The organism is Amphritea pacifica (assembly GCF_016924145.1).
Classification (GTDB): Bacteria; Pseudomonadota; Gammaproteobacteria; order Pseudomonadales; family Balneatricaceae; genus Amphritea; species Amphritea pacifica.
Genome location: NZ_JAFFZO010000042.1, coordinates 1 through 23124, shown reverse-complemented (window position 1 = coordinate 23124; position 23124 = coordinate 1). Strand labels below are relative to the sequence as shown.

The window sequence follows — 23124 nt, the reverse complement described above, 5'->3', positions numbered from 1 at the left end:
CCGGGATAAGCAGAAAACGCAAATAATCGAACCAGGTTCGAGGACGCCCTGCGATAATCCAGATACGAAAAAGCCCCGACTCTCTATCAAGAGATGAGCGAGGCTCTATCAAAATAAGTGGTGCCCGGAGGCGGAGCAATGGCCGAAGGCCATTACAACATCGCCTGCTCTTCGGCGATGGCCCGAAGGGGAGGAGCGAAGCGACGAATAATCGAACCGGTTCGTGTTCCGCCCTGCGGTGTTGCGGATACAAAAAAGCCTCACTACGTAGCGAGGCTTTAATGATACCTGAAGTGGTGCCCGGAGGCGGAATCGAACCACCGACACGAGGATTTTCAATCCTCTGCTCTACCGACTGAGCTATCCGGGCAACGGGCGCCTATTAAACACGGCCCCCCAATAAAAATCAACTTAATTTCCAGACTGTCCTGTGAAATATTATGTTATTGATCAATAAGTAACCGATCAGATGCCATATTGTGCCCGATATGCAGAAATTGCTTCGATCTGAGCATCCATGCCGCCCTTTTCTGTCAGATATTCAAGCAGGTCGTTCAGCGATACAATGCTGGCAACCGGCATAGTGTAATCGCGCTCCACCTCCTGAATCGCCGACAGCTCTCCTTTGCCCTTCTCTTGTCGATTCAGCGCAATCACGGTGCCAGCCGGGGTCGCTCCCGCCTTATCGATAATATCCATCACTTCACGGATCGCAGTCCCTGCGGTTATGACATCATCGATAATCAATACCCGGCCTTCCAGCGGCGCCCCAACCAGGTTGCCCCCTTCACCGTGGTCTTTTGCCTCTTTGCGGTTGAACACGTAGGGAACATCCTGATCAAACTCAGTCGCCAGCGCCACACAGGTTGCTGCGGCCAGCGGAATCCCTTTGTAGGCAGGCCCCAGAATCACATCATACTCGATACCGGACTGCTGAATAGCGGCGGCATAGCACTTCCCCAGACGCGCCAGCGCAGCACCGCTGTTAAACAGACCCGCATTGAAGAAGTATGGGCTGGTACGGCCCGATTTCAGGGTGAACTCGCCGAATCGCAACACCTCTTTATCAATAGCGAACTCGATAAACTCTCTCTGATAATCCTGCATCCGGGGTCTCCGCAAAGCTGTGTAAAAAGTAGCGCGTATAATACAGGGTTTCTTCCTGCGCCTCCATTGTGAACAATGCTTAAGCTCTGAATTGTTCACAAAGCGATTAATAGTCGGTGCTTTAGATTCAATTTTCCTTAAACACCCAGTACAATGCGCCTTTCGCCTCAAATTGTGTTTCTCACAGGTTTATACGTTATGCGCGTCATTACATTCAATACGCAGGGTATTGAACAGGCAACAGACAACGGGTTCTTCCAGTGGATGGTGAAGCAGGATGCTGATGTGGTATGTCTGCAGGATCTGCGTGCCAAAGATTATCAACTGGATGATAAACGCTATCGTCCGGATGGCTATGAAGCTTATTTCTTCGATGCCTTTGAAGATGGCTATAGTGGCGTGGCGATCTACACCCGGGTAATGCCAAAAGCGATTATGACCGGTCTTGGATTTGAACAGTGTGACTTCAATGGACGCTTCATTCAGGCTGATTTTGACAATGTCAGTGTGGCATCCTTCAGTGTCCCTTCAGGTCTCAAGGGTGCAGAAGCCCAACAGGCCAAAGATGAATACCTTCACCTGCTCAAGGGGCACTTTACCAAAACCCTGCGCAAACGACGCGAGTTTATCTTCTGCGGGCCTCTGCTGATCGCCCACAAACCAAAGGACCTGAGCAACTGGTATGTTAACCAGAAGGTGTCCGGTTTTCTGCCTCAGGAACGGGAATGGATGGAAGAGCTGTTTGGCGAAATGGGGTATGTCGATGCTTTCAGGCAGGTTAACCATGTGGATCAGCAATACACCTGGTGGCCGGACTACAACAAAGCACGGGACCTGAACGAGGGAGCTCGCCTGGATTATCAGATCACCACCGCCAACCTGCGTAAAACGATCAAATCAGCCTCAATCTACCGGGGCGAGGTGTTTTCCGCCCACGCACCGCTGATTATTGATTATGATCTCTAAGATCCGCCTGCACGCATAAAAAAGGGAGCCGCGGCTCCTTTTTTTATACTCGATGAGACTCAGGCTAAAACTTTCTCCTGCAGCTCACACAGCTCTGCAATGCCCTTTTTCGCCAGCTCCAGCATCGCATTCAGCTCTTCCTGTGAATAGGGTTCACCCTCTGCGGTGCCCTGAACCTCAACGAAACCACCTTTATCGGTCATAATCACGTTCATATCGGTTTCGGCTGCAGAATCTTCAGCATAATCCAGATCCAGCACCGGTTCACCTTTATAAACACCGACAGAGATTGCCGCCAGGCCATACTTGATCGGATCCCCTTTCATCGCCCCATGCTTATCTTTCTTGAGAAAGCTGACCGCATCTCGCAAGGCGACATAGGCACCGGTAATCGAGGCCGTGCGGGTGCCACCATCCGCCTGAATAACATCACAGTCGATGGTAATGGTGTTCTCACCCAGTTTCTTCAGATCCATACAGGCCCGCAGTGAGCGACCAATCAGCCGCTGAATCTCAACGGTACGACCGCCCTGCTGTCCACGGGCGGCTTCGCGACCGTTACGGCTGCCTGTTGCCCGCGGCAGCATGCCATACTCTGCGGTAACCCAGCCCGAACCCGAGCCACGCAGAAAACGTGGAACACCCCGCTCAACCGACGCGGTACAGATCACTTTGGTATCGCCAAACTCCACCAGCACGGAGCCCTCAGCATGCTTAGTGAAGTTCCGGGTGATACGCACCTCACGCATCTGGTCCGCCCTGCGATTACTCGGCCGGAAAGTTGTGACGCCAAGGTTTTGTAGCTGATCTGAAATTGTTGAGCTCATGTACTTAAGAATCCTGTTCGGAACCCCAACCGAACGCATAGAGGAAGCGGTCGAGGACTGTTAGAATAAAGCGCAAATCCGCCAACACCCGTTCAGTGTCGGCAACGAAAACAGCATTCTAAACGAGAACCGACAATATGACACGTAGCATGACCGCTTTTGCCCGCCAGGAAGTGCAACATGAATGGGGCAGCCTGATCTGGGAAGTCCGTTCAGTCAATCACCGCTATCTGGAGCCCCACCTGCGTCTGCCAGAAAGTCTGCGTGATCTCGAAGGTCCGCTGCGGGAAACGCTGCGTAACAAGCTCAGCCGCGGCAAAGTAGAATGCACACTGCGTTTTGTACCCGAGGCCCAGTCTCAGACCCTCACCGTTAACGAAGCCTTTGCCCGGGAGCTGTTGGAAGCCGCGCAACAGGTGGAAAATCTGCTCCCGGTATCCAAACCGATTGATACCATGGATCTGCTGCGCTGGCCGGGCGTTCTGCAGGATACCAGGCTGGACATGGATGCCGTCAAAAAAGCCGCCCTGACCCTGTTTCACAAAGCGCTCGATGAACTGATCGACAACCGCGGCCGCGAAGGTGTAGAGCTGGCCGCCCTGATTGATCAGCGCCTCGACACCATTACTGAGATTGTGACTGAAGTCCGCACGAAATTGCCAGGAATCCTGCAGGCACAGCGCGAAAATCTGAGAGCCCGTTTGAAAGAGCTCAAAGCGGAGCTGGACGAAGGACGTCTGGAGCAGGAAATGGTCATCCTGGCCCAGAAAGCCGATGTCGACGAAGAGATGGATCGCCTCAACACCCATGTTCAGGAAGTAAAACGGGTACTCAAATCCAAAGGCCCGATCGGCCGCCGTCTGGACTTCCTGATGCAGGAACTCAACCGCGAAGCCAACACCCTGTCATCCAAATCGATCGTCTCAGACACCACTCAGAGCGCAGTGGAACTTAAGGTTTTGATTGAGCAGATGAGAGAGCAGATCCAAAACATCGAATAGTTTTTTTACCCGTCCAAGAATGTCTTAGAAGCCCTGTTATTTGCTTGTAAATACAGGGCTTTTTTATTTTTCCCGTCCAAATCGGTTTGCAGATGTCCGTTACCAACTACCTGTTTAGTGGTGGGCAGAATGGTGGGCAGCCCCCTCATTTTTGCTCAATAAGCATTTTGCGGTGAGCAAATTGGTGGGCAGTAAGTTACCCAATTTTCGCATTTAACTCGCCACCACAACAGGTTAGCTGCTGATTCAATAAGCAAATCGGTGGTGGGCAGCCATTATTGCCCCCTCCATTATTTCAGCAACTATGGAGTAAACATGGGAAAACTCACAGCAAAACAGGTTATTGCATACAGCAAAGCCGACCCCAAAAAATATTCAGATGGTGAAGGTCTATATTTTTGCGTCCGCAAACAAGGCTCGCCTTACTGGATGATCCGCTACACCACAGCCAAAGGACGACGAGAAGCAACCTTGGGGCAATTTCCTTTAATGTCGTTGGCAGACGCTCGAATTGCCGCCGCATACTTTCGAAAGGAAGTACGTGACGGCATAGATCCTCTTCTAGAAAAACAGAAAATCGAGTTACCTGACATTGAAACCGTGGATCAACTGTTCCATGACTGGTATCGAACCGATCTTAGTCGACGACTTAAGCATCCCAAGATTCCGTATCGGGTTTACACCAAAGACATAAGCCCAGTCATTGGCATTAAGTGTATTGCTGAGGTGACCGCACGTGACGTGCGGGAGGTGCTAGAGCGCATTAGAGAAAGTAACCGCCCTACCATTGCCAACGATACCTTGATGTACATGAAGCAGCTGTTTCGGCATGCGATAAAGCTCGACTTAACGCTGAACAACCCAGCCGCAGCATTTACCGTAGACGATGCCGGTGGCGTGGAGTCCAGTAAAGACAGGATGCTTAGCAAAGAGGAAATTCACTACGCCTTTAGCGTGTTTCATACCCATATCAATAGCTTTGGCCGCGACAACTACCTCGCTTGCTGCCTGTTTTTGGTATTGGGTGTACGCAAAAGCGAACTGTGCGAAGCCATGTGGCGTGAAATGGATTTAACCACAGGCGTGTGGGATCTGCCCAAAGAACGCAGCAAAACCGGCGTGCCAATCAGCATTCCCTTACCACGCTAAGCCATTGCTTGGTTTAACGAGTTGCAAATCCGCGCTTGTGGCTCGCCTTATGTTTTCCCAGCCAGACGAGCAAGCCATCGTCCACATATGGGGCCAGATACGCTAAACCGTGCCATTTCTAAGCTCTTTGGTCGCGAGCCTGGGCGCAAAAAACAGCCTCCCAATAAAATGGGCAAACTTGAACACTTCACCGTACACGATTTGCGCCGCACCTTTCGCAGCCTTGCCGCCTCTTTGGGTATTGCAGGCAACGTAGCCGAACGCTGTCTTAACCATAAGCTAAAAGGCGTTGAGGGTATCTACGACCGCCACGATTACTTTGAAGAGCGCCGAATTGCCCATCAAACCGTGGCTGATGTGGTTGAACCATTGGTGAACTTTGAGCCCGCTTCACAACACCACACAGGAGGGCGCTAACATGCAATTTATGATGCGACTTGCCCCCATTACCTTTCCAATCACCATGCTGGCAGGGCTTGGTTGGTGTATTGGCATTGCCTTACTCGAACAACCTCATGGTATAGGCTACGCACTTACTCGGCATTGCCTGATGGTATTCGTGGTACTCGCTCCTTGGTTGATGCTAAAGCTCATGTTCTACGTGATTGTCAGTTTAGGACGCAAACTGGGGCTCATCCCGCCTGCACGTCCAACGCACAGCTTGGGGTATGAAGAATCACTCTATTGGTTCAGAGTATTGGCCTTTTTCGATGGCAAACGCAGCCGCATGCCGAAAAGGCCCATCAGGCGAAACTAACAAGCCCCCATTTGCTCACTTACCGTGGGCAGTTGGGACAATGGGGCAACACTTGATACACCAAGCTTTAGAGGGAGAATAAGAGGAAAGCAAACTGCCCCAAGGAATGGGGCAATTGGGGATGCGGTAAAAACTCCTAACCGCATCAAAAATGCCAAACTTGCAAAAGTCCCAAATTGGGACTAACATCTATTCATGAGAATTATCGCATTATCAACCTTAAAAACATTTTGGGAAGACAGCCCAGAATACATTGACGCTAAAGAGCCAACTTTAGCGTGGTATAGGCATGCATTAAACGCTGATTGGGGATCACCGGCGGATGTGAAACAGGACTTTAGAAATGCCAGCATCCTCAAAGATGGGCGTGTCGTATTTAACATTGCCGGTAATAAATACCGATTAGTCGTTTGGATCAATTATGCCTACAAGGTGGTTTACATACGGTTTATCGGCAGCCATGCACAATACAATCAAATTGATGTGCAAACGATTTGAAGCCAAAAGGTAGTAACAAGAGGTATATATAATGGACATCAGACCTATTAAAACAGATGCCGACTACCGCGCGGCATTAAACGATATCGAAAACCTAATGATGGCGGAGCCTGATACCGTCGAAGGCGAAAAGCTGGATATTTTGGTTACGTTAGTTGAAGCCTACGAAGCAAAGCATTTTCCAATGGATTTGCCAGATCCTGTTGAGGCAATAAAGTTTGAGATGGAGCGCAAAGGATTAACAGTTAAAGATCTTGAACCCATGATAGGTAAAAGCAATCGTGTTTATGAAATCCTAAACCATAAGCGATCACTCACGCTAAAAATGATTTGGAAACTTCATGAAGGGCTAGGTATCCCAGCAGAGTCGCTGATCAAGCCACCGCAAGTTCGCGCTTCATAGCAATGCGAATCAAAATTAGCTTGTTATGAATGACGCTCGCTACCCAAATATTTCGGCTATTGATAACAGGTTAGCTGAGCTTGAAAACGAAAAGCAGCGGCTTCTCGCATTAAGAGAGGCTTTGCGTAGCGCTCAAAACCAGCGTTCAATACAGACATTCACCCCAGAACAAAAAGTCGCCCTATTCAGACAACGATTTCGTGGACGAGAGGATATCTTTGCCAATCGTTGGCAAAACCAACAGGGCCGCAGTGGCTATTCCGTAGCCTGTGATAATGAATGGGTAAACGGGGTTTGCAACAAACCCCGCATTAAATGCCAAGACTGTTCACACCGAAAGTTTAGCGAACTAAACGAGCGCATTATTTACAGGCACCTTGCCGGTCATCAAGTGGTGGGGCTGTATCCCTTACTGAAAGATAATACGTGCTATTTGTTGGCAGCCGATTTTGACAAAGGCTGTTGGCAAGAAGAAGTCAAAGCAATGTCTAAAGCGTGCCAAGAGTTTGATATTCCGCACGCGATAGAAATCTCGCGCTCTGGCAACGGGGCGCACTTATGGATCTTTTTTGAAACCAATATCCCCGCTAACCAGGCTCGGGCACTGGGTTTCGCTTTGCTTGATAAAGCCATGGAAATATTTCCAAATCTTTCGTTTGACTCCTATGACAGGCTCTTTCCTAACCAAGATGTCCTTCCTGAAGGCGGGTTTGGCAATCTCATTGCGCTACCACTTCAAAAGGAGGCTCGCCTTTCAGGCCGCAGTTGCTTTGTTGACAGTGACCTGAATGCGATTGACGATCAATGGCAGTACCTTGCTGAGCTTAAAACGCTCACGCAATCGAGTATTGATCAACTCATAACAACCATTTCACCCAATACCCTATTACTATCCGAACAGGGGATAACAGACAACCGCCCACCTTGGGAAATCACAGCCAAAGCCGCACCAATAACATTAGAGTCTTTGCCAAAAAACGTGACCATTACCTTGGCCAACCATATCTACTTTTTGATGAGCGAGTTACCTGGGCCACTACTGGCAGGACTAAAGCGATTAGCTAGTTTTTCTAATCCTGTGTTTTTTAAGACACAAGCGTTGCGTTTTTCAACCCATGGCATTCCAAGGTTTATTTCCTGTGCTCGTATTGAAAACGCTTATCTTGCACTACCGCGTGGCTGTCTCGATGATGCGATTGCTTTGCTACAAGAGCACAATATTTCGCCACTGCTTGACGATAAGCGTGAAACCGGCAAACCATTATTAAAACTTACCCCTGCGTTCACCTTGCGAAAGAACCAGCGAGACGCAGTGGCCTCAATAACTAAACACGACTTCGGTATTTTGCATGCGCCGACTGCATTTGGAAAAACGGTTACTGCCATTGGCATGATCGTAAAACGCAAAGTAAATACCCTAATACTGGTTCATAGCCGACAACTGCTTGAACAGTGGCAAGAGCGATTACGCACGTTCCTACCAGAAGTAAACATTGGCAGTATAGGCGGGGGTAAAAGAAAGCCGAGTGGCATTATCGACATTGCCACCTACCAAAGCTTGGTCAATAAAAAAGACAATTCCATCACGCCTCTCATCCAAGACTACGGCCATATTATTGTTGATGAATGCCACCATCTGTCTGCGCCAAGGTTTGAAATGGTACTCAACGAGGTAAGAGCAAAATATGTATTGGGCCTAACAGCAACGCCAGAGCGACAAGATGGCCATCAGAAGATCATTTTTATGGCGGCAGGGCCCATTCGCTATAAAGTGAAACAAAGTCCTGATGAGCAATTTACTCAAACCGTGATGATTCATCAGCTCTACTATATACCGCCAGCTGAGCTAATAAAAACAGATGAGCGACCCAAAATAAGCGATGCTTACCGCTGGCTCGTCGATAACCAACAGCGCACTTCAAAAATTGTCTCTGACGCCTCTCAGTGTGTTCAAAATGGCGGACACCCCTTAGTCCTTACAGAGCGTAGAGAGCACGCAGAGGAAATACACTCACAACTTACCAAGATGGGTATAAGCACTGTCGTACTCAAAGGCGCCATGAAATCTGCCGAACGCAAGAACGCTGACAATCATCTGCAATCGGCTCAAATTGTCGTCGCAACAGGAAAATATGTGGGTGAAGGGTTTGACCTACCAAGACTGGATACGTTGTTTTTGGCCATGCCAATCGCATGGAAAGGTACATTGGCCCAATATGCCGGTCGAATTCATCGTGAATCGGAAGGAAAAACACAAGTCACCATTCACGACTATGTAGACTGCGCCCTCCCTATGCTGCAACGCATGTTTAAAAAACGCGAGAAAAGCTACAAGGCTATGGGGTACGCCCTTGAGTACATTGATGACAACAGTAACAAGCAACCTTCACTGAAGTTAGAAAACGTCCCTTCATCAAATACCAAGCCAAAATAAACAGCAGCACTTCATTAAACACTTCCCCATGCCTTTACCCCCATACGCCAAAACCACTATCCGTTTGGCTTTTGGATCGAAACGCCAAACAGGGAAATTAGCCCATTTACTGTTTGGCTTCTCGATTGAAATCCAACGCTGCTAAGCCTTGCCAGTACTGGCTCAAAGCAAGATTTGGCACTTTTTTCCCCCTAAACCAACCTCGGCATCAAAGTACAAACCGTTTGATTTTTTAAACCCAGAATGCAAACGATCGTTTGGCGTCTCGATTTTTTTGCACTAGTTGAATGCCGCCAAACAGAGCCGCATTGGACGATATATTTCAATCAGTTAGCCGCGCACAGATCAACATAAAAAACCGATTTGACTGGTGAGTTTGATGGCCATTTCTTTCATCTAATTCACCACCGCGTCTGCACTCGACGACTGAAAATAGACGGCATGACGAACCAACAAGGTGATAAGTGACGTGTTATGGGCAAGTGCTAACGATTGGGATAGAGAATGGATACAGCAGGTGGTCGCTTTACTGGTTGGGCATGGCGCGTTTACCCTCTACCCAGCATTAAGCCAGTGCGATAATGCAGCCGAACGCCTAACCCGCTGGCTGACCTATCAGTTACCGCGCGTTAAACAAGCGCACCCAGGCTGCCCGATTCACCAATGGCTGAATAGCATTGGCGCGCAAGTGATCGTAGAAAAATGGCAGAGCCCCTGGATGAACTCTGTGAACGCCTCACTGAGCAGGGATTAGATACCCGCGTTACTCTAAGCTGCGCCAGTATGACGGATCTGCCTTTTGCACCTGAAAGCTTTGATTGCATCTGGTCAGAAGGCTCAGCTTACATAATGGGGGTTGAGCAAGCGTTAACCCAGTGGAGTAAACTACTGACTAATCGCGGCTATATGGTCGTCAGTGATTTGATCTGGTTAACCGATAACCCAAGCCAGGAGGCGGTTGCATTCTGGGAAGGTGAATACCCAGATATGCAAACCATCGAAAAACGCTTAAGCCAAATGCGCCAAGCAGGCTTTGAAGTGATTGATCATTTCACCTTAAGGGAACAAGCATGGCACGATTACTATCAACCACTCAAAGCGCGAGTGGCAGAAGTAAAAGCAAGCATGCCAAATTCAAACGCCATCGCAGATATCGAGCGAGAAATTGCGATTTATGAACGTTACCTAGGCGAGTTTGGGTACCACATGTTTGTGCTGCGCAAAGGGGCTTAAAACAGGAGCGTAAAAACGCCCCTGCCACAAACACCGTTTAACTGAGCATTAGGATGAGCCTTAGCGATAATAAAGCGCTGCATTTTCCTGTTTGCGCTGATCCAATGTCTTAGCAATCGTAGACACTGTTGTTTTACTGATCCCTTGCTGCTGTGCCAGATACGTAAATTGGCTTATGGCTTCTGCGACTTCTTCAATGACTTGCTTTGCATCATGCCAGCTCCCATAGCCAGCACTGGTCGCTAGTTTTTGCATCACCTTAATCGGTGGCGCTTTGCCATAACCTCCGAACGCAGTGGCATGTTCGTTGAATGGATGTGGGCTGTAAGTAACATCGTAAAAAGGTGCAGGATCCCATTGACCGTCATCCGCTTGCAAAAACGCCCAGTTTTTACTGTGGTCGTCTTGATTAGACGACAGCAGGTTAAAAACGGCACGGCGAAATTGCAGCTGTCCAGCCGCTGGAGATTTACACAACTGACGGCTGGCTTTAATTAAATCAATGTAATCTAAACTTGGCGTTCTAAAGTCTGCATCCAGCAGCCCGCAAGCGCTGTGCATATGCAGGCGACCTGAACTGCGATTGCCGCTTAAATTGGTCTGTTGAGTGACATAATCAAAACGCTTAAGCGCCAACCAGGCAGACGCACCGCTTGTAGTTGGTGCTTCAATGAGTTGCCATTGCGGCGGTTGACACTTAGCTTGCTCAGCCATTTGCAAATAAACCGCCTCACACAAACCTTCTTCATGGCCGAGCGCTAGATTCTTCGAGGTAAATTTAATCAGCCAAGCCTCATCTCCAGGCTGAGCGAAGGTTCGACAATGCTGAGTTTCCCCAGCAGGCATATAAATCTGCGCCTTGGGCCTTGCTCCACCCGAACTACCACCGGCGACTAATGCGGCCAACACCTGCTGAGTATGTCCATCTAACTCATCTTGATTATCATCCATATAATCTGACATTGAAGCATCGAACAGCGTTTGCGCTTCTAAGCCTAAAGTAGCTAAATCAATGTCAGCGTTCGTCGTGGCTGAAAACTCAGACACCGGAGAAAAAGACAGCGCTCCCATGCCTTTATCACCGACAAAGGCCAGCCTATCCATCGCCGTTAATTGATTAGGCAAAATGCCCTGTTGCCGGAAAATACGATCTTGTAACAGCATGCCCCAACCATCGGGCAAACAATCTCCAAATACGCCATGTACACCTTGATGTGGCGCTTTAGGTGCGGCTTGAACTTGTGTGCTCGCTCGCAAGGTAAACGGTGATAAATTGCCAAACTGCTGCAAATAGCTGTCTGCATACTGGAAAAAAACGCCTTGCCGATTCTGAGCCAAGACTCCAACAGAGATCTGTTCACCTGAGCTTAACGTGCGAGTTACGGCGAGTTTTTGAATAGGTTTAAAACTCATCTTTTAGCACCTCATCAATGCTAGTGGGCATAGTGGTGCGCTCTTTGTTAGGTTGTGTGAGCTGATAAAGCCTCTCTAGCGAATCAAGTGTTTGCCAAAGCAACAGCAATTGGCGAAATGAAATTTGCCCAGTCAACTCAAATTTCTTAATGGTGGCCGCAGGTACACAGCTTCGCTCAGCAAGCGCAGCTCGTGACAACTTTGCTCGTTGACGTAACTCACGTAAATAAGCCGCATAGGCTTGGCTTACATCGGTATCATCAAGTAAGGTAAAATTCATCTGCAAAAACCAAGTGGATACAGTTATATCCATTATAGCGAAATTAAATAGAAAGTGGACATTATTGTATCCATTGCTGGATAAAGTGTTGAGAAAATTACTCGATAAAGCCTTTCAAAACTGCTATTTTTAGACCCTGACAGCAGCATAAAAACGGTACTGTTTTTCCGTACTAATAGCCGAGAAGCACCACTAAGATTTAGTAAATGCCAAAGGCAAGTGGTGGGCAGTTTGGTGGGCAAACTGCTATTGTTGAGCAGCTCCTTGTCGTTAACCAATTGAATCAACCGGGGTCTTACCTGCCACTCAATGTGGCAAAACAAGAGCATTGAGAACACCACTACACCTGATCGGTAATGATCAACAGCGCACGTCCGGAGTCCGTTTTGCAAAAAAGCAGGGTTGTACAATATATGGTCTGGGTGATGGAAATTTTCACTGAAGCCAAATCATTTGAAGCCAACCCGATTCTGGGAAACCGGCTGCTGAACCGCCTGGGATTACATGTTATCCGGCTCATTATGGCGCGTTTAATTACCGCTTTTCGCCGCTGGATTCTTAGCTGGAACATCAGTTCAGCACACCGCCGCGAGTTTCGTCAAAAAGGCTATCTGCGTATCAGCAATGTTCTGCCGCCTGAACTGTTTAAACGCTTACAGGATGAAGGCGAGCACTGCTGGCCAGAGATTCGGGCGTTTATTCAGGGCGATACTACCACCCGGATCGCTTTCCTTGATCAGGAGGCTCTGAAGCAGCTTCCTGCAGCCAGAATGCTGTGCGAGTCATCCTCAATAAGAGATCTTCTGACTTACGTGGCTTCAACCGCTATCCGTCCCTGGCCCCACTTCCTGCGTGTCTGCAACCGCGGCGGTGAAGTTAACGACGACCCGCAGAAACACTTCCATTCAGATACCTTTCATCCAACGATGAAAGCCTGGTTGTTTCTTGAGGATGTCACGGCCGACAAAGGCCCCTTCCAGTATGTCGAAGGTTCTCACCGGTTAACGCTGAAACGGCTTTGCTGGGAGTACCGACAAAGCATTCAGGGGCGGCAGCTGAATGAACGCTATGCGGCGCGAGGATCATTGCGCATTGCAGAGAGTGAACTGGCCTCACTGGATCTTTTGCATATTCAGACATTTGACGTTCCCGCCAATACGCTGGTGATTGCCGACACCTCCGGCTTTCACCGCAGGGGGGAAGCTGCGGCAGGCTCCTCCCGCCTGTCGGTCTATTTCTCTTCGCGATTAAACCCATATATCCCCTTCCCCCTGCCTGATTTTGAGCCGATAAACCGGTTTGCCGAAAAGCAGGTAGCGAAGCAGGTTGCCAGCACAACCACAAGAGCAACATCCAATGAATAATCAAACCATCTGATCGCACCATTTTTGCCCACAACAATGATTCACCGGTAGTTAAGGGGGCAAAAATAGCTGTCGCTAAACACATTTTTGCCAAAAGTACTGATTATTCAGCTATTCCCATAAAGCGGCTCACTTTTTGCTTTCTATTTCTGGCAAAGTTTTGGTATGGCAATGAAGCCTCCTTTAGTCCTCTCTCTGATGACTAATAGGGGCTTTTTTTGTTTCAGAGGGAGAGAGTTCAATGCAGTGGTTAACCTATCCGGTATTTTTATTGTTATATCAGGTTGGAATCAAAGGAGTGATCGTGCTACTTTCAGCCACCACGCTGTCCGGCTTAGGTTTATTCCTGATACTACCCAATCCCCCTGTCTGGCCCTTACTATTAACCGGATACCTTGGCTGCGCGACACTCGGATTGCTTCTGACAGAAGTTGATCACCTCAGTGATAGAACGTCCGCAGAACAATCTGACTGTACGGGTGGGTTACTGATACAGCCACTGTTTCGTCAGTTTCAGCAGTTGCTGAGAGCATCAGGCCGAAAACAACAGCTACTGCAACAGCGGCTGGATGAGATCTCCCACTCTTCACAGGAACTGGAACAAAGCGCCGTCAGCGTCACTCGCAGCGCGGAACAACAAAGTGACGCCGCCGGCACAGCGGCAGCGGCGGTTGAAGAACTGAATGTCAGCATCAATGAGGTTACCCAACTGGCAGATGCCTCCCGGCACACCAGTCTGGATGCCAGTACCCAGCTTGAAGAAAGTATTCAGCAGTTAAATGAGCTGGTTGCCACTGTTGCCGATATAGCAGAACAGGCACTTGCCACCAATGCGCTGATGCGCGAACTGAGTGCAAACTCCGAAGCGATCAACAAAATGTCGGGGGTGATTCAGGGTATTGCCGATCAGACCAACCTGCTCTCCCTGAATGCCGCCATCGAAGCGGCACGGGCCGGAGCCAGTGGAAAAGGTTTCGCCGTCGTCGCAGATGAGGTCCGCAACCTGGCTCGTCACAGCCAGGAATCGGCGGCAGAAATCACCCGCAAGATTGAGTCTGTACAGCACCATATCGCCTCTACCGGTGAAAAAATGTCCCGCCTGTCTGCCAGCGCCAACCAGAGCCTGCAGCGTTCGGAGCGGGTTCGCTCACAACTCGATAGCGTTTGTGGTCGTACGCAGGCGTTAACTGAACAGGTTATACAGGTTGCCGTCAGCACAGAACAACAAAGCCTGGCGGTTGCCGAAATAGCTGCTCTGGCTGAACGGGTCTCTCAGGGCAACAGGGATAATCTCAAGGCTGCGGCCCAGGCACGAACCATCGCTCACCATCTGACACAGCTGACGGGGTAATCAGGATGACCGGATTTTTCTATCCAGAGTGGCCAGGATTAACCGGTATCCTGCTACTAACGGGCCTTGCTGCCATCTTTTTTATCTTGCACCTGCGGATGCGAAAACAGCAACGCCGCCAGTTGACCTCAGGCATTAAGCAACTGGCGTTACTCCGGCTTCTGCTGGCGGACTTTCAGCGGCATCGGGGACTAAGCACCGGTCTGCTTTCAGGAGACCACAGCCTCCAGACTGATCTGGATATCACCAGAAAACAGCTCGAAACCCATATATCCAAAGCCCGACGACAGAGCACACGATATCAGACGCAATGGCATAGACTGACTACTCAGTGGCAACAGATTTGCCAGAGCACAACGTCTGCAGCCGCCAATCTGCTCAATCATCATGACCTGATCCGCAACACCATCTTTCTGATCGAGGATATAGCCAGTGAACTGGATCTGAGCTCCTGCCCCAAAGAGATGAACTATCTGCAGAGCATCTGGCGGGAAGTGGTGCAAACCGCAGAATGGACCGGCCAGGCACGGGCTCTTGGCACCGGCATCGCAGCAGCAGGATCCAGCAGCGCTGCTCAGAGAGTACGTCTGAGATTTCTGCATGCGAAAATCAGACAGCTATCGTTAACCGCTTTTACCGCGCTGAAACAAAGCAAAACAGACCACCTTAATCTGCAACAATCACAGGCAACCGTGAATAGTTTCCTGTTATGCCTGGAGCAGGATCTGCTAAACTGCGATCGCCCTCAAATAGACGCCAAACTCTACTTCGAACAGGCAACCATCGCGATTAATGACCTTCTGGGGCTGATGGATGCTGCGTTAAAGGATTTACAGCATGTTACCAAAGCGATCTGACACGCCATACGAAGCGGTAACCCGCTCGGCGGGTCAGTCAGAAAAAAATCAGATAGCGGAGTGCCTCGTTTCCTCCGGCCAGTATCGGAACTACTCGCTTTCAAGCTTTTTTCAGCCGATCTACAGCGTCGCGCATCGACGCCCTATCGGCTATGAGGGGCTGATCCGAGCCCGATCTGCGCAGGGCTTATCAATCCCGCCAGTAGAGCTGCTGTCATTACCTCAGAACAGCTCTCAGATGCTGACACTTGACCGGCTTTGCCGCACGCTGCATGTGCAAAATTTCATCCCTCAGAGTGTCAACAATGAGTGGCTGTTCGTAAACCTCAACGCGCAATCGCTGATCTGTGAGAACCCGCAAAATGGGTTCACCCAGCAACTGTTAGAAGACTCGGGGTTAGCCGCGCACCGGCTGGTTATTGAAATTCTGGAAAACGAAGTCAAAGACACCGGGCGCCTTAAAAACTATATCGATTATATTCATCAGCTAAACTGCCTGATCGCCATTGACGACTTCGGCGCTGGCCACTCAAACTTTGATCGTATCTGGCAACTGCAACCCGATATCGTCAAACTCGACCGAAACCTGATCCGCGAAGCCGCGCAAAGCAAACGGGCGGCCAGTATTCTCTCGGGAATAATCTCTTTGCTGCACCAAACCGGGAGTCTGGTGGTGGTTGAGGGGGTTGAAACGGAAGCAGAAGCAACCGCAGCAATCGCCGCAAATGCGGATATGATGCAGGGCTTTTATTTCGCCCGCCCTGCCCCCTGGCTGTTAACAGAGAACACCGCTTACGACATCATCGACCAACTGCTGTTCAGACAGCGGGATCAGCGCTCGATGCAGTTTAAAGCTCAGTCAGACAATATGGGGCATATCAAGCACCTTTTTCAACAGGCACTGGATGACTTCATCCTCCATGAAAGCCTGCCGCAAAGCGGTACTCCACTTTTTCAAGACCCCCGCGCGGTGCGCTGCTTTCTGCTGGATGAAAACGGCCATCAGACCAGCAGTACACTGAATCCGTTCCATCCAAGGCAACAGATAGAGCTGCGCTTTGCGCCGCTTCTGTGCGGTGACAAGGGCAATTGGTCTCACCGTCCCTATCACTACCTGGCCATTGATCAGCCCGGCACCACCATTATTAGTGACCCCTACCTTTCCGTTGCCGACTCGCGCATGTGTGTCACCCTGTCACAGGCGATTCAAGCGGGTAACCACGTGCAGGTTTACTGCTGTGATCTTGACTGGCAGTAAAGCCTCGCCACTGACACAGTCCCCTTAATTGAGGTCTATGACCGATACCCGGCATATGCCCTAATTGTTTGTTTCAAAGCGGTATACAACAGTTTCTGTTAGCTTGTGGCCTGCATATTGCTAAATTTTCATAGCAAGTGTTTTCAACCATTCCAGATAATTTTTAGTGCTATATTGCACTGTTATATGGCATGGTTGAATTGGCCGCTCAAGGGCGCACAAGAAAAGTGCAACAAGGTTCCTGGAACCGAGGGTATCTACATGAGTATCGACTGGACAGAGTATTCCACCGGCAACTTTTATGATGAACTGATCGCAGAAGACTGCTCCCCAAGGGAGCCGGCGACCCGGCTGGTAAACTACCTTGGCTCTTTAAGCACAGCTGAGATAAATAAACGCAAAGAGATGGCCGAATCAACCATTCAGGAGATGGGTGTCAGCTTTACCGTTTACACCGAAGAGGGCAATATTGACCGCGCCTGGCCTTTTGACATCATTCCACGCACCATTTCAGCGTCACACTGGGAGAAAACCGCCAAAGGTCTGAAACAACGACTCAAAGCGCTGAATATGTTTATCAACGATCTCTACCATGAGCAAGAGATCATCAAAGACGGCGTCATTCCTGCTGAAATCGTCCTGAAATCCAAAAATTTTCGCCCTGAGTGTGTCGGGGTTACCCCGCCTCATGGTGTCTGGGCAAATATCTGCGGTACTGATCTGGTCCGCGATCTGGATGGCCAGTTTTATGTACTGGAAGATAACCTTCGGGTGCCCTCCGGCGTGTCTTACATGATTGAAAACCGGGAGATCACCAAACGGGTTCTGCCGGAGCTGTTCTCCAAAGACTCTATTCTGCCGGTGAATAACTACCCGGCTCACCTGTTTGATATGCTGGCGTCACTTTCACCACGGGATATCCCCCAGCCTGAGATCGTCGTCCTGACCCCGGGAATATTCAACTCTGCCTATTTTGAGCATGCCTTTCTGGCGCAACAAATGGGCGCAGAACTGGTCGAAGGCAGCGACCTTGTGGTGGAAGATGACGATTGTGTCTATATGAAAACCATCAGCGGTCTGGAACAGGTTGATGTGATCTATCGCCGTATCGATGACGAGTTTCTTGATCCCGAGACCTTCAGAGAAGACTCAATGCTGGGTGTTCCCGGCCTGATGCGGGCATGGAAAGCGGGCAATGTAGCGCTGGCCAATGCGCCCGGTGCTGGGGTTGCCGATGATAAGGTGGTCTATGCTTATGTCCCCGATATCATCCGTTACTACCTGCAGGAAGAGCCTCTGCTGCCAAACGTAGAGACCTTCCTCTGCTCCGACCCGGAGCAGCGTCAGTACGTGCTGGAAAATCTGGATAAGCTGGTGGTCAAGCCCGCGAATGAATCCGGCGGTTACGGCATGCTGGTCGGCCCCCACTCAACCAAAAAAGAGCAGGAACAGTTCGCCACACTGATCAGTAAAAATCCACGTAACTACATCGCTCAGCCAACCCTGAGCCTGTCAACCGCCCCCACCCTGTGCGGTTCGACACCGGAACCCCGCCATCTGGATCTGCGGCCCTTTATTCTTCAGGGTAAAAACCTGTTTGTCACCACCGGCGGCCTTACCCGGGTAGCGATGAAAAAAGGTTCTCTGGTGGTTAACTCATCTCAGGGTGGCGGTAGTAAAGATACCTGGATTGTTGAGGAGAAACGCTAATGCTATCTAAAGTTGCTGAACGGATGTACTGGTTCTCCCGCTATATCGAGCGAGCTGAAAATACTGCCCGGATGGTCGGAGTGTACGACAACCTCCTGTTTGACCTGCCCCGCTCAATCAATATCAGTTGGTTCAATCTGGTGGTCATCAACTCATCGGAAGATGTATTTAATGCACGTTATACCGTCAAGGATGAGAAAAATGTTGTCAAACTGCTGTTAGCGGACAGCACCAACCCAAACTCAATGTCATCCAGCCTGCTGATGGCCCGGGAGAACGTGCGCACCAGCCGGGATGTCTTACCCCTGCCACTGTGGGAACTGATCAATGAGCTGTGCATGTATGTATCAGAACATATTCGCGATGGTATCAACCGTACCAATCGTCACGGCTTCCTTGATAATGTGATTAAGGGCTGTCAACAGATCAACGGTCTTCTGGCCGACAACATGAGCAAAGATGCAGCCTGGCAGTTTATCCGCCTGGGCCGCAACCTGGAGAGAGCCGATATGGCCAGCCGTATCCTTGATGCAGGTATTACCGCGCAGCTGAGCAGTAGCGATGTAGAACAGGATCTTGATCCCTCGCAAATCATCTGGGGGAATGTATTACGGTCATGCGATGGCGCCATGAACTACCGGCGCACCATGCGGGCCACGGTTGAGGGAACCCGGGTGTGCCAGTTTCTGTTACACGATAAACATTTCCCCCGCTCAATCACCTTCTGTGCTGATCAGATAGCAGCGGCCGTCGATCTGCTGCCGGCCTGTGAAATAAAGGAACTGGCGAAGCTCAAAACCTTACTGGCCGGGGAACCCGGCGAGCTGGATGAAAGCTTCAGCGATTACCTCAATGACCTGCAGCTAAGCTTTGCGAACCTGCATATGCAGTTTGGTCAGTGCTGGTTTGCCCTGAATGGGTAGACTAGCTCAACCAGACATCTGATGCATTCAGGTCTGAGGCGACTCTCTCTGGCAGACCCCAATATCGCCGATGACCTGAAACCACGCAACTGATCAGCAATCACAACGCTGACCACTCCGGTGGCCCTAAACAGACACCTCTGAACAGCGCTGAAAAACCGCTACCAGTGCAACGTAAAAATCCCCGATAAGCGGCTATTTTCCACCCAGCGAATACTCTATCGTGGGCGAAAGCGCTATACTCTCCCCCTCAGATTTTATGCCGTCATTAACGGTGAAATAACAGCCCGGAAAAGCGACCAGACTTATGACCCAGTTAGGAACCCTGTATGTTATCTCAGCCCCCTCCGGCGCCGGTAAAACCAGCTTGGTAAAAGCCCTGCTAGCGCAGGACACTCAGGTTCGCGTCTCGGTATCCCACACAACCCGCCCGATACGTCCAGGCGAAACCGATGGTAAAGATTATAACTTTGTCACCATGGAAACCTTTGACGCTAAAATTCAGAAAGGTCAGTTTCTGGAATACGCCAACGTCTTCACCAATAAATATGGCACCTCCAGGATATGGGTTGAGGAACAGCTATCACAGGGAATGGATGTCATTCTGGAGATCGACTGGCAGGGCGCGCAACAGGTTCGCCAACAGATGCCTGACTGCGTCTCCCTGTTTATCCTGCCCCCCTCCATTACCGAATTGCGTAAACGCCTCATCGGTCGTGGCACCGATTCTGAAGAGACCATTAATCACCGCATGTCAGAAGCCCTTAATGAGATACGTCACTACCGTGAATATCAATATCTGCTGGTCAATGACAATTTTGATACCGCATTGCAGGAACTGCAGTCCGTCTTCACTGCCCGCCGGCTGGAACTCAGACGGCAACAACAAAAGCATGCCGCAATGCTAACCGGACTCTTGTCAGAATAGATCGGCTCAGGTAGACTGGCCGGCTCTCCGAATCAGGTCTTAAACTTGTTGGCCTGAATGACTGAATCCTATATCCGAGGTCGCTAAATGGCTCGCGTAACTGTTGAAGATTGTCTTGAACATGTAGACAACCGTTTTGAATTGGTAATGATCGCTTCTAAGCGTGCTCGTCAGATCGCCACGGGTGGTAAAGACCCAAAAGTTGAATGGGAAAATGACAAGCCTACAGTCGTTGCTCTGCGTGAAATCGCAGAACAGTATATCGACGTAAGCATTTTGGATGAACGGGAAGAAGATTAACTCTTTTTCAATCCGTCCGAATAAGGCATCATCACTATAGTTTCTGTTTTTTGTAGTCCTGAGAAATCTGACTACGCTAGAGGCATAGGAGTAATTGATGCCAACTGTTGATGCGCTTTCTGATCGTCTGACCGGCTACCTTGATCTGCAACAGATCAAGCTGGTCAGACGTGCGTATTATTATGCTGAACAAGCCCATGACGGGCAGCGCCGTAAAAGCGGTGAACCCTACGTTACCCACCCCCTTGCAGTAGCCTCAATTCTTGCCGGAATGCATATGGATCATCAGAGTCTGATGGCGGCCATGCTGCATGATGTGATCGAAGATACGGCGGTTTCCCGGGATGGCCTCGAAGGCCAGTTTGGCACAGTTGTCGCTGATATCGTTGATGGTGTCAGTAAACTGACCCATCTGGAGTTTGAAACCCGCGCCGAAGCGCAGGCGGAGAACTTTCAAAAGATGGTACTGGCGATGGCGGTTGATATCCGGGTAATACTGGTCAAACTCGCTGACCGCCTGCATAACATGCGCACCCTCGGCGCTATGCCGCCAGAAAAACAGCGACGTATCGCCCGTGAAACCCTCGATATATACGCTCCGGTTGCCGCCCGTTTAGGCATGCGTGATCTGCAACTCGAACTCGAAGACCTGGCATTTCAGTCATACCACCCGATGCGGGCCAAATATATCCGCCGGGCTGTGGTACAGGCGCGGGGGCAGCGCAAAGATGTCATCACCTCCATAGAGGAAGCGATCCGTAACCGGCTTAAACAGGAGGGCCTCCCCGGTACGGTTTCTGGCAGGGAAAAACACCTCTACAGCATCTACAGCAAGATGAAAACCAAGGGTAAATCCTTTGCCGAGATCATGGATGTATTTGCTTTCCGGATTGTCACTGAATCCGTAGACGACTGTTATCGTGCCCTGGGAATTGTACACAACCTGTATAAGCCAGTGCCGGGACGCTTCAAGGATTACGTTGCCATTCCCAAAGCCAACGGTTATCAGTCACTGCACACCGACCTGTTTGGTGCCAGGGATATCACCATTGAAGTACAGATCCGTACTAAAGAGATGGATGCCGTGGCCAGTCAGGGGATCGCCGAACACAGTCATTATAAAATCTACGGTGACTCAAGTTCAGCAATTGATGGCTACAACCGGGCGCGTAAATGGGTGCAGGGACTGTTGGAGATGCAGAAACGGGCCGGTAACTCGATGGAGTTCATCGAAACCGTTAAAACCGACCTGTTCCCTGATGAAGTCTACGTCTTCTCACCTAAGGGGCGGATCTTTGAACTACCCCAGGGTGCCACTGCCGTTGATTTTGCCTATGCAGTCCATACGGATATCGGCAACTCCTGTGTATCCTGTCGCATCAATCGCCGCTTAGCCCCCCTGTCACAGCCTCTGCACAGCGGCCAGACAGTCGAGATAATTACCACCCCCAGCGCCCAGCCCAATATGGCCTGGCTTAACTTTGTTATCACCGGCAAAGCCCGTTCCGCTATCCGCCACTTTATCAAGGTGCAGCATCGCGGAGAATCGATTGAACTCGGCCGGCGACTGTTAACTCAGTTCCTGTCTAACTACGGTTCAAGCATAGAAGAGATCGATCCAGCAGCTCTGGCTACTGTGTTACAGGAAGCGGAACTGAAATCACTGGACGAACTGCTTCAGGATATCGGCATGGGTAACCGTATGGCCTATGTCGTAGCCCGACGGCTACGCCCGGTTGAGCATGAAGAGGATGAGCCTCAGGAGCTCCCTGACAGCAATAAGGCAACTCTGGCTATCCGTGGTACCGAAGGGATGGTACTGCACTACGCGCGCTGCTGCGGCCCTATTCCGGGCGATAGCATTACCGGGCATATCAGTACCGGCCGCGGCCTGGTTATCCACCGCACCGACTGCCGTAATATCGCTTTTATGAAAGACGATGCTGAGAAGTGTGTCTATCTGGAATGGTCTAACAGCATCGATGAAGAATTCATCGTCAATCTGGACCTCAAAGTCGAGCCTAAGCGCGGCCTTATCGCCACGCTGGCAACCACCGCATCCGGTGCCAGTGCAAACGTTCTGAAAATAGATATCACCGAAACAGACGATGCCCTCAATACCGTCCACATAGACCTGACGGTTAAAGACAGAGTCCACTTAGCGAAAGTGATGCGCAAGCTCAAAGCGCTCAAAGCGGTATACAAAGTCACCCGGGTTTAGCTTTTATCCGCATAAATAGAGTTATTGTCAAATCTGGTGTATGGGATCAGGCGGCATTCCTATCTGATTGATCCCTTACCTGTTCTCCATCCTTGAACTCAACATTATTGACTACCAGGGTCAGTAAGTTGAAACCTTTGATCC

At 50.0% G+C, this 23124-nt stretch carries 23 protein-coding genes and 1 tRNA gene; 19 read left to right on the top strand and 5 right to left on the bottom strand.

The annotated features are described in order from the left end of the window. Positions 1 to 294 precede the first annotated feature (294 nt). Positions 295 to 370: transfer RNA gene (locus JW499_RS19300), tRNA-Phe, on the bottom strand. A 95-nt stretch (positions 371 to 465) separates the two neighbouring features. After that, the gene (pyrE, locus tag JW499_RS19295) at positions 466 to 1107 is read right to left on the bottom strand and encodes an orotate phosphoribosyltransferase (RefSeq protein WP_205212119.1); all 642 of its coding nucleotides are present in this window, start codon (positions 1105 to 1107) and stop codon (positions 466 to 468) included. A gap of 198 nt (positions 1108 to 1305) precedes the next feature. Here pyrE and JW499_RS19290 point away from each other — a divergent pair, with 198 nt between their 5' ends. Further along, positions 1306 to 2073: an exodeoxyribonuclease III gene (locus JW499_RS19290; RefSeq protein ID WP_091362128.1), complete on the top strand. Its 768-nt coding sequence runs from the start codon at positions 1306 to 1308 to the stop codon at positions 2071 to 2073. A gap of 59 nt (positions 2074 to 2132) precedes the next feature. Here JW499_RS19290 and rph read toward each other — a convergent pair whose 3' ends face one another. Continuing rightward, complete coding sequence (gene rph, locus JW499_RS19285) at positions 2133 to 2900, bottom strand: ribonuclease PH (RefSeq protein WP_091362127.1); 768 nt, start codon at positions 2898 to 2900, stop codon at positions 2133 to 2135. Positions 2901 to 3037: 137 nt separating this feature from the next. On the opposite strand from rph, the gene JW499_RS19280 reads away from it, so the two are divergent. The 9 genes from JW499_RS19280 (at position 3038) to JW499_RS19245 (ending at position 10375) form a co-directional block, all read left to right on the top strand. Continuing rightward, the gene (locus JW499_RS19280; RefSeq protein WP_205212118.1) at positions 3038 to 3901 is read left to right on the top strand and encodes a YicC/YloC family endoribonuclease; all 864 of its coding nucleotides are present in this window, start codon (positions 3038 to 3040) and stop codon (positions 3899 to 3901) included. 315 nt (positions 3902 to 4216) lie between these two features. After that, the gene (locus tag JW499_RS19275; RefSeq protein ID WP_232846526.1) at positions 4217 to 5050 is read left to right on the top strand and encodes an integrase arm-type DNA-binding domain-containing protein; all 834 of its coding nucleotides are present in this window, start codon (positions 4217 to 4219) and stop codon (positions 5048 to 5050) included. Positions 5051 to 5218: 168 nt separating this feature from the next. Next, positions 5219 to 5467 carry a site-specific integrase gene (locus JW499_RS23140; RefSeq protein ID WP_232846525.1) on the top strand — a complete coding sequence of 83 codons (249 nt, stop codon included), beginning with the start codon at positions 5219 to 5221 and terminating at the stop codon, positions 5465 to 5467. Between the two features lies 1 nt (position 5468). Then, entirely contained in the window at positions 5469 to 5807 is a 339-nt protein-coding gene (locus tag JW499_RS19270) for a hypothetical protein (protein ID WP_001160163.1), read from the top strand. Between the two features lie 195 nt (positions 5808 to 6002). Next, positions 6003 to 6305 carry a type II toxin-antitoxin system HigB family toxin gene (locus JW499_RS19265; protein WP_205212117.1) on the top strand — a complete coding sequence of 101 codons (303 nt, stop codon included), beginning with the start codon at positions 6003 to 6005 and terminating at the stop codon, positions 6303 to 6305. A gap of 31 nt (positions 6306 to 6336) precedes the next feature. Next, positions 6337 to 6708, top strand: a complete 372-nt coding sequence (locus JW499_RS19260; RefSeq protein WP_000354815.1) for a helix-turn-helix domain-containing protein — start codon at positions 6337 to 6339, stop codon at positions 6706 to 6708. A 25-nt stretch (positions 6709 to 6733) separates the two neighbouring features. Next, a complete protein-coding gene (locus JW499_RS19255) occupies positions 6734 to 9142 on the top strand; it encodes a TOTE conflict system archaeo-eukaryotic primase domain-containing protein (RefSeq protein WP_205212116.1) in 2409 nt (802 codons plus the stop codon). 469 nt (positions 9143 to 9611) lie between these two features. After that, positions 9612 to 9896 (top strand): hypothetical protein, encoded by a 285-nt coding sequence (locus JW499_RS19250; protein ID WP_232846524.1) that lies wholly within the window; start codon positions 9612 to 9614, stop codon positions 9894 to 9896. 29 nt (positions 9897 to 9925) lie between these two features. Beyond that, positions 9926 to 10375, top strand: coding sequence for a class I SAM-dependent methyltransferase (locus tag JW499_RS19245; protein WP_232846523.1), 450 nt, complete (start codon positions 9926 to 9928; stop codon positions 10373 to 10375). Between the two features lie 60 nt (positions 10376 to 10435). On the opposite strand, the gene JW499_RS19240 is transcribed toward JW499_RS19245, so the two are convergent. Continuing rightward, a complete protein-coding gene (locus JW499_RS19240) occupies positions 10436 to 11788 on the bottom strand; it encodes a type II toxin-antitoxin system HipA family toxin (protein ID WP_205212115.1) in 1353 nt (450 codons plus the stop codon). After that, positions 11778 to 12101, bottom strand: coding sequence for a helix-turn-helix domain-containing protein (locus JW499_RS19235; protein WP_463427522.1), 324 nt, complete (start codon positions 12099 to 12101; stop codon positions 11778 to 11780). Before JW499_RS19235 ends, JW499_RS19240 begins: the two co-directional genes overlap by 11 nt. Before the next feature lie 392 nt (positions 12102 to 12493). Between JW499_RS19235 and JW499_RS19230 the strand changes: the two genes are divergently transcribed. The 9 genes from JW499_RS19230 to JW499_RS19190 all read left to right on the top strand — a co-directional run bounded on the left by JW499_RS19230 (position 12494) and on the right by JW499_RS19190 (position 22980). Then, a complete protein-coding gene (locus JW499_RS19230; RefSeq protein ID WP_205212113.1) occupies positions 12494 to 13432 on the top strand; it encodes a phytanoyl-CoA dioxygenase family protein in 939 nt (312 codons plus the stop codon). Between the two features lie 241 nt (positions 13433 to 13673). Then, positions 13674 to 14783 carry a methyl-accepting chemotaxis protein gene (locus tag JW499_RS19225; RefSeq protein WP_205212112.1) on the top strand — a complete coding sequence of 370 codons (1110 nt, stop codon included), beginning with the start codon at positions 13674 to 13676 and terminating at the stop codon, positions 14781 to 14783. A gap of 5 nt (positions 14784 to 14788) precedes the next feature. Then, complete coding sequence (locus tag JW499_RS19220; protein ID WP_205212111.1) at positions 14789 to 15640, top strand: nitrate- and nitrite sensing domain-containing protein; 852 nt, start codon at positions 14789 to 14791, stop codon at positions 15638 to 15640. Then, positions 15621 to 16898: a sensor domain-containing phosphodiesterase gene (locus tag JW499_RS19215; protein WP_205212110.1), complete on the top strand. Its 1278-nt coding sequence runs from the start codon at positions 15621 to 15623 to the stop codon at positions 16896 to 16898. Before JW499_RS19220 ends, JW499_RS19215 begins: the two co-directional genes overlap by 20 nt. 261 nt (positions 16899 to 17159) lie before the next feature. Continuing rightward, on the top strand, positions 17160 to 18608 hold the full coding sequence (locus JW499_RS19210; RefSeq protein ID WP_205212109.1) for a circularly permuted type 2 ATP-grasp protein: 1449 nt from the start codon (positions 17160 to 17162) through the stop codon (positions 18606 to 18608). Next, complete coding sequence (locus JW499_RS19205; RefSeq protein ID WP_205212108.1) at positions 18608 to 19531, top strand: alpha-E domain-containing protein; 924 nt, start codon at positions 18608 to 18610, stop codon at positions 19529 to 19531. Before JW499_RS19210 ends, JW499_RS19205 begins: the two co-directional genes overlap by 1 nt. A 307-nt stretch (positions 19532 to 19838) precedes the next feature. Beyond that, positions 19839 to 20459, top strand: a complete 621-nt coding sequence (gene gmk, locus JW499_RS19200) for a guanylate kinase (protein WP_205212107.1) — start codon at positions 19839 to 19841, stop codon at positions 20457 to 20459. A gap of 87 nt (positions 20460 to 20546) precedes the next feature. Continuing rightward, a complete protein-coding gene (rpoZ, locus tag JW499_RS19195) occupies positions 20547 to 20759 on the top strand; it encodes a DNA-directed RNA polymerase subunit omega (protein ID WP_091362117.1) in 213 nt (70 codons plus the stop codon). 97 nt (positions 20760 to 20856) lie between these two features. After that, the gene (locus tag JW499_RS19190) at positions 20857 to 22980 is read left to right on the top strand and encodes a RelA/SpoT family protein (RefSeq protein WP_091362116.1); all 2124 of its coding nucleotides are present in this window, start codon (positions 20857 to 20859) and stop codon (positions 22978 to 22980) included. The last annotated feature ends 144 nt before the right edge of the window (positions 22981 to 23124 follow it).